Genomic DNA, 6,949 nt, shown 5'->3' on the forward strand with positions numbered 1-6,949 from the left:
GACGATCGCGTATAAAATAATCGGGATGTAAGTCGCACACATCATTTGGGAACCATGTCCGAAGACATACATGGTCACGATATAAGGCATCATCATAAAAGTGACGCCACCGAAAAATGCCGACAATTTATCGAGTGCCCACCGCCGCAGAAGCAAATAGGTGCCGAGCCCGGCAAGAAGATAGTGAAGAATCATGAAAACCGAACCCGGTACTTTGAGATAATTGATCGGGTTCAGGATCAATCCCGGAAAATAAGCAAATTTATTGAAGGACATTGAAGCAAAGGCGGGCATTCCGGAAAAGAGATAAGGATTCCAGAGCGGATAGGTATGTTCTTTGGAAAAGTGGTAGTTCAATCCTTCATTGGCATAACCGGCAGAAACCGCGTCCGGTTGCGAAAAATCCTGACCGACAAAAAGGACTTTAAGATACAGGATAATCAAAATGATCACGAATCCTGCAATGATGTAAAAATATGGATTCTTCATCCATAGCGGTAAGGATTGGCGTTTCTTTTTTGTCGATTTGGAAACGATCTTGGTTTTTGTCACAGTAATACCTCTTCGAGTCAAAACTTGTTAATCAGAATGTGATAAAAAATCAGCAAACCTTCGGTATAATATATCGGCGCGGCATTTTTCCTCCCAACGGTTTCTTGCGTTTTCTCTCAGCATTTTGCGTGTGTCTGGCGGTAAATGGTAGAATGTGCGAATTTCGTTTGCAATGTCATTGATGCTAATATCTTTGGGTAGCAAACGTCCAACAGAGTTGTCAACAATTTCTGGTGTTCCGCCAACTGCTGTTGCTATGACAGGAATTCCCGCAGAGAGCGCTTCCATGATGGAGACTGGAACTCCTTCGCTTTCGCTGACGAGAAGAAAAAGGTCAACACGATGATCGACGTAGAATTTCCGAAGATGGCTGTTGGGGATATTTAGAGAAAACCTTACCATAATATTCTTGTGCAGTTTTTGCGATGCTGTCAGCAACTCCTCTCGCTCTGGGCCATCGCCAAAATGCGTCCATTCAATTGGAAAATCTATTCGCATCAGCGCCGAAACGATTAGATTTACGCGCTTTACCGGAATTAATGCAGAACAGGAAATGATTCTGAGTACATTATCACGACTGGGAAATGACAATCCTGCATCCGAAACACCCAGACGAAAAACTTGTGACGCGAAATTAATATTTGGGAATTGTTGATGAAGATAATTTTCACCATGCTCGGAAATAAAAACTGCGTGTGTTAAACTTCTGAGAATCGGTTCGCGGAAAGGTATATATCCATTTGCACGTTGTTCCTCATACAAATCACCACCGTGAAATCGGACGACTTTTTTCCCGGGATTATGTCTAAAAAATGGAAGCAAATATGCCGCATTTTTCCCCCAATAAAAATAGAGAGTTCCGCCTGACTGTTTAATTTTTCTAAAGGTTGGATGAGCCAATATTGCGCGGGTTCGGAGCGAGGAATTCATCCATTCGAAAAGCCATGCTTTTTTTAGGAAAACTCGTCTTCTTAAAAATTCCGTTATGCAAAGGGCGATCGGTGAAAAGTTGAAAACTCCCGATAAAAAGCGGTATGTTCGATTGTAGGGGTTCGGAATTAGTGGGTGTTTGCAGATTACGTTTGATGGAATGGGGCGTATGGGTTCACCAGATGAATTTTTCACCCATGTTCGTGTGTATGGAACGATGATAATGTGATTGAATGCTTCAGAAAGGTACAATATTTCTGTTTCAAGAAAGGTTTCTGCTGAACCGTAAGGAAAGGAATCGGTGAAGAGAATGAGGTCGAGAATTGCTGTTGAATTTTTCAAAATTGTTTCTTCTATAAAATTTGCTAGATCTTTGCAACCATGACGAGAACATTTCTGAACGCCGGATATTTTTTCAGGATGATTTTCCGCACGATGCTTTTTCGAGTGAGCGGATAATCTTGACAAAATTGGAATTCCTCGACTTTCATTCCTGCATCGGATAACAATTTGGCTAAAGTAAAAGGTGTAAACCAGAAGCGATGGTCGGAATTGATGTACTCGATATGCTTTCTTGCAAATAGAAAATTGGGCAGGCGGAAAGCATTCGGGACCGTTATGACAATCCGGTCAATGATGCCGGAATAATTACGCTTGATGGAAGTCAAAAAAGAGAATGGTTCATTCAGATGCTCAAGGATTTCTCCGACGATTGCGTAATCCCACTTCTGTAAAATAATTTCCTTCGCTGGATATTCTTCGGTTATATCCAGCCTGATCACATCCTGATAGTTCAATTTGGTTTTAAGATACTGAATTCCCTCTTCATTTAAATCAATTCCCAAACAACGTTTTGTGCAATCCGATAATCGTTTGTGCAACCAGATGTTGTTCTTGATTTTCCAGGGGATGAGAGGGATATGATCGACACAACCGATATGTATGATGTTTTTATTGCGCACCAGTGATTCAAGGTATTCGATTCTTGACAGAACAGTGGTCTCTTTCTCCGAAATTTTCACTCTGAGCGCATTGGAGAACTCACTATCCGAAAGGAAAGGAGTTAAATCGTCTTCAAATTTCATATTGTTTTAATTGCCTTTCAATTTTGAGATTTTCAATAGCCATAAAATAAATATGAACATCCAAACCGAAACTACAATCGATAAAATTCCAAAAGTAACTCTGACATTGCAACCCAAAAATCCGCATATACCCAGTGAAGCCAAAATGGAGATATTGTAACCCAAACTTAATCCAAGATATGGTTTTTGTTTATTGACAAGCAGAGGAATATCCGAAACCGGCGAGAAGATAAAATTCCCAAAAAACCATAGCGAAAGTAGTTGGGTATAGACGCCCGCTTCACGCCATTCCGCGCCAAAAACAAACGAGAAAATCGGCGGCGCATATAGAACCGTAACAATGAAAAACGGCATTGAAATCCAGACCAATTTCAAGACCATGTTCCGAACCAGTTCGTGCAAATCACCGCCAGCCTGATATGTTATCGCGGCTTTTTGGTAAAATACTTTTGAGATGGAGGTACCGATCAGATAGAGCGGCATGCGTAAGATTCTAACGGCGAATGAAAATAAACCAAGCGTTGCTGAATCGAACAGGATCGAGATGAGAAACGCCGTGCCGCTGGTTTGGATAATATCGACAAATGCGTGGAGTGAATTGATTTTCGGGAAATCCTGATGAATTTTCGCCTGCCTGATCGTTTCGTCTTTTGATATCCATGACAATTTTCGTCTCAATTGTAACCAGATATTGCGTCCGAGCATCATGACGGATACCGCCAAACCGATCAAATCTCCAAGGATCAAACCCAGCGGACCTGAACCGACGAATCCCATGCCGATCTTTGTTCCCGCTGAAAATCCGGACTGCGCGATGCGGCTTGTGCTTAGCGGCTTGAACCGCTTCTTTCTGGTCAGCCAGTTGTTGAACGCGTTAAACAATCCGGTCAAAAGGATCGTTGCAGGCGTGAAAATCAAATATTTAGATAATTCTGCGTTATTCAGGAGGTGCGCCGTCCAGTCGTGAAAAAAGATCACGAATATCAGGACGATCGCGCTCAAGCTGATGGAAATATAAACCGAAAGTGAAAGCAGATTGGCGGCGTGTTTGTCTTCTTTTGGCAACATAATTGCCAATTCGTACCGGCCGGTCGCAATCACTGAAAATAGCGAGGCGACGGAAATATAAAGTGACCAGACGCCGAAATCAGATGGCGAATATTGGCGCGTCAGAATCGGTGAAATGAGAATTGTGATCGCCTGTGCAATCGTCGAACCGGTAAATAAAATGATGCTGTTTCGCACGAACTCGGATTGAAGCGTCGAATGAATGAATGCTTTGAATTGCTGAAAAATGTTCATGCCTGTTTCCGGTAGTTGCGGATCGTTTCGGCCATTTTTTCGGCAATCACACTCCAATCGTGTTGTTTGGCGAATTCCTGCCGCCGTTCGGTATTCTCATCGGTTAATGCTTGCTCGATATTTCGTATGAATTCATCGATGGAATCCGAGACATAAATTATCTGCCGCAGGTTGTCGATGGTTGATGAATAATTCATCGTAACGACCGGTTTTCCGGTGGCGCAATATTCGTAAAGTTTATTCGGATTGAGTGCGCGGGTCAATTCGTTGCAGACGAATGGAATCAGTGCGACACGGAATTGCTGGACATAAGCCGGTAAATCGGCGTATGGAATCTTTCCGAGATAATGTGAGTTTTTCATCGAACTGACCGATGTCTGGCGGTTCCACCAACCGGGTGAAATTTCGGGTCCCAGCAGGATAATTTCATATTCCGGAAAATGGTTTGCGATTTTTTCAATCAGATTGATGTCCAACCAATCCATTGCCCCTACATAACCGAGAACCGGTTTGCCGAATCGCTCCATCGCGACAGGTTTCGGTTTCGGTGTGGCGAAATGATCGAACTCGACGCCGTTTCCTAGCGTAATCGTTTTCACCGGCGCTAGTTTTTTGATAAACGATTCAAGTTCCGGGCTGACGAAAAAAGCGAAGTCGGCATGCCCAAGGAATTTCTGTAGAAACGGTTCTGCCCAGACTGGATTGACGCCAAAGGCCAGATGATTGTCGTTGCAGTCATAGAATTTGACATCGGCTTTCATTCTTGAAGCGATGCGTCCCCAATTGACGCTACTCAGACCAATAACACGCTTCTTCGTGTAAAAACCGAGCGCAATCAGCCAGAAATATAGCCAGATATAGCCGAAAGATTCGATGACGAGTTGAACCGGTTTCCGGTTGGCGAAAGCCATTAGTTTCGGTTTGGAATAATTTTTCAGAAACGGAATGCCGACAACGATAATATTGTCCCGCTTCGCGGGCAACCAGTGCATGGATTTTCCGAATGTATAAGGTTCGACAAACAGGATTTTCCATTCTTTCGGAAGGCGCGGCAGAATCTGCTGTTTGCGTGTCGTCATGTAATCCCAGCGGATTTCCGAAAACCAAACCAGTTTCATTTTGCTTGCTCCGATTTGTGGATTCCGGCGACGCCTTTGATCAGCCGCCAAACATTTTTCAGGTTCAGCGTTACCAGCGATTTGGCGATAAAGCCAATTCCGTCCAGAAAGACAAAAATGGGAATCGTCAACCAGTGATACCAGCGGGCGTATTTACGGAAAAACCGGAGATTGCCGCGGATTTTGTTGCGGATTTTGTATGCCGTCAATCCGCCGCCGGAAGACGAGGAAATCTTGTGCCAGATCTTTGATTGTGGGATATAAATGATTTTGTATCCGGCATTCCGGGCGCGCTGGCAAAGGTCGGCGTCCTCGGAATACATATGGTAGCTTTCGTCGAATCCGCCGAGTTTCTCAAACAATTCCGTTCGAATCAGCTGTGTACAACCGGTCAGATAACTAACTTCCCGCTGTTGATCTAACCGGCTACTGTCTTTGCGGCGAAGCCCGTAATGTCCGGTCTTGCCTTGGAAAAAACTGACGAATCCGCCAGCCGACCAGATAACGTCCGGTTGATCAAAATGAAAGATTTTCGGCCCTACCATGCCGATCTTTTCATCGCTTGAAATGGCGCCGACAAGATATTTCAGAAAATCTTTATCGACGACAGTATCGTTGTTCAAGAACAGGACAAATTCCGGCTTATCTTGCTTGGCAATCTGGAATCCATAGTTATTGCCGCCTGCATAAAACCGGTTCTCTGTGCTTTGAATCAGTCGAACTTCCGGGAACGATCGCGCAATTTCATCCACCGACCCGTCGGAACTCGCATTATCGACGACATAAACATTAAACGACGAATAATCAACCGCACGCAAGGATTGGAGACATTCGGAAGTCACCTGTTTGCCGTTCCAATTGACGATGATGATGGCGACGAGTGAATTCATTTTTTCTCCGAAACCATTTCTTCGATCTGCTCCGTGAAATGCTTCCAACTGTATAAACTCTTTTTCTCGCGAATATTCGATTGAATCATTTCGCGGTCGGCATTTGTAAAATATCGGATAATTCCTTCGCTGATTGCGTCCGAATCCTCAGGCGGAACGATAAAACCGGTCTGACCCTCTTCGACCATTTCGGGAAGTCCGCCGACGCGCGTGACGAGGCAAGGCAATTCGTAACTGAGCGCGATTTGCATAATGCCGCTCTGCGTAGCGTGAATGTACGGCAGAACGACCAAATCAGCCGCCGAAAAATAGAGATTGACCTGTTCATCCGGGATAAACTGATCTATTAAACGAATCTTTGCGGATTGCCCGGTTTTTTCAATTTCCTGAATGTAAGGCATTTTGTCTTCGTAAAATTCTCCAGCGATGATAGTCAGAGCGTCAAGTCGGTTCAAGAACTTCGGAACCGCCTGAATGAGATATTGAATTCCTTTGTATTTTCGGATGTAGCCGAAGTAGAGGATGACATTTTTTTCGGAAATGCCCAGCCGCTTTCTGGCTTCATCTTTCGGAATCGGCGCGCCGAAGTTGCAGTAAATCGGATGAGCAACGAGTCGGTAACTCGCCTCCGGTTTTTGGCTCAGTAAATCGGCTTCGACCGTTTTGGACATCACGATAAAATGGTCGGTGGCATTTACTAAGTACCGATTCAGAATGAGATCGCCGGGGCGTTTTTCGTGCGGCGTCAGGTTATCGATAACGCAAAGCGTCTGCGTCTTGCCATTACTTTTAACGCGGCGCGCAATGGTTCCGAGAGACGGTGCGAAAAACGGCATCCAGTATTTATAAATTAGTAATTCGGGCGAAAACCGCTTGACTTCACGTGCCGTTTTCAGCCACGAAATCGGATTGATTGAATCGATCATTCGGTTGTGAAATTCCGCCGCTTCAGACTCATTTTCGATCATCTGTGTTTTTCCGGGGAAAAGCAAGTTTGGATACTGGCGGGAAAAATTAATGACGGAAACCTCGTTGCGTTCTGCGAGCGATTGAAAAAGAAGGGTGTTGAAGT

7 protein-coding genes are annotated in these 6,949 nt (G+C 44.4%); all 7 read right to left on the bottom strand.

Features of this window, described 5'->3' with window-relative positions; genetic code table 11:
- The coding region (locus COT43_11470) for a hypothetical protein (GenBank protein ID PIS27244.1) at nucleotides 1-552 on the bottom strand (552 nt) is incomplete at its 3' end.
- A 27-nt stretch (nucleotides 553-579) separates the two neighbouring features.
- Nucleotides 580-1,824, bottom strand: coding sequence for a hypothetical protein (locus tag COT43_11475; GenBank protein ID PIS27245.1), 1,245 nt, complete (start codon nucleotides 1,822-1,824; stop codon nucleotides 580-582).
- Nucleotides 1,825-1,847: 23 nt separating this feature from the next.
- Nucleotides 1,848-2,567 carry a hypothetical protein gene (locus tag COT43_11480; protein PIS27246.1) on the bottom strand — a complete coding sequence of 240 codons (720 nt, stop codon included), beginning with the start codon at nucleotides 2,565-2,567 and terminating at the stop codon, nucleotides 1,848-1,850.
- 6 nt (nucleotides 2,568-2,573) lie between these two features.
- Nucleotides 2,574-3,869, bottom strand: coding sequence for a hypothetical protein (locus tag COT43_11485; protein ID PIS27247.1), 1,296 nt, complete (start codon nucleotides 3,867-3,869; stop codon nucleotides 2,574-2,576).
- Complete coding sequence (locus COT43_11490; GenBank protein PIS27248.1) at nucleotides 3,866-4,987, bottom strand: glycosyltransferase family 1 protein; 1,122 nt, start codon at nucleotides 4,985-4,987, stop codon at nucleotides 3,866-3,868. Before COT43_11490 ends, COT43_11485 begins: the two co-directional genes overlap by 4 nt.
- Nucleotides 4,984-5,877, bottom strand: a complete 894-nt coding sequence (locus tag COT43_11495) for a glycosyltransferase family 2 protein (GenBank protein PIS27249.1) — start codon at nucleotides 5,875-5,877, stop codon at nucleotides 4,984-4,986. Before COT43_11495 ends, COT43_11490 begins: the two co-directional genes overlap by 4 nt.
- A partial coding sequence (locus COT43_11500) for a glycosyl transferase family 1 (protein ID PIS27250.1) occupies nucleotides 5,874-6,949 on the bottom strand: 1,076 nt, incomplete at its 5' end. The genes COT43_11495 and COT43_11500, both read right to left, overlap by 4 nt.

It is taken from the genome of Candidatus Marinimicrobia bacterium CG08_land_8_20_14_0_20_45_22 (assembly GCA_002774355.1).
GTDB lineage: Bacteria > Fidelibacterota > UBA2242 > UBA2242 > UBA2242 > 0-14-0-20-45-22.

Coding starts and splice junctions, on each gene's coding strand:
- COT43_11480 (PIS27246.1), bottom strand. CDS start 2,567: ATGAAATTTGAAGACGATTTAACTCCTTTCCTTTCGGATAGTGAGTTC.
- COT43_11485 (PIS27247.1), bottom strand. CDS start 3,869: ATGAACATTTTTCAGCAATTCAAAGCATTCATTCATTCGACGCTTCAA.
- COT43_11490 (PIS27248.1), bottom strand. CDS start 4,987: ATGAAACTGGTTTGGTTTTCGGAAATCCGCTGGGATTACATGACGACA.
- COT43_11495 (PIS27249.1), bottom strand. CDS start 5,877: ATGAATTCACTCGTCGCCATCATCATCGTCAATTGGAACGGCAAACAG.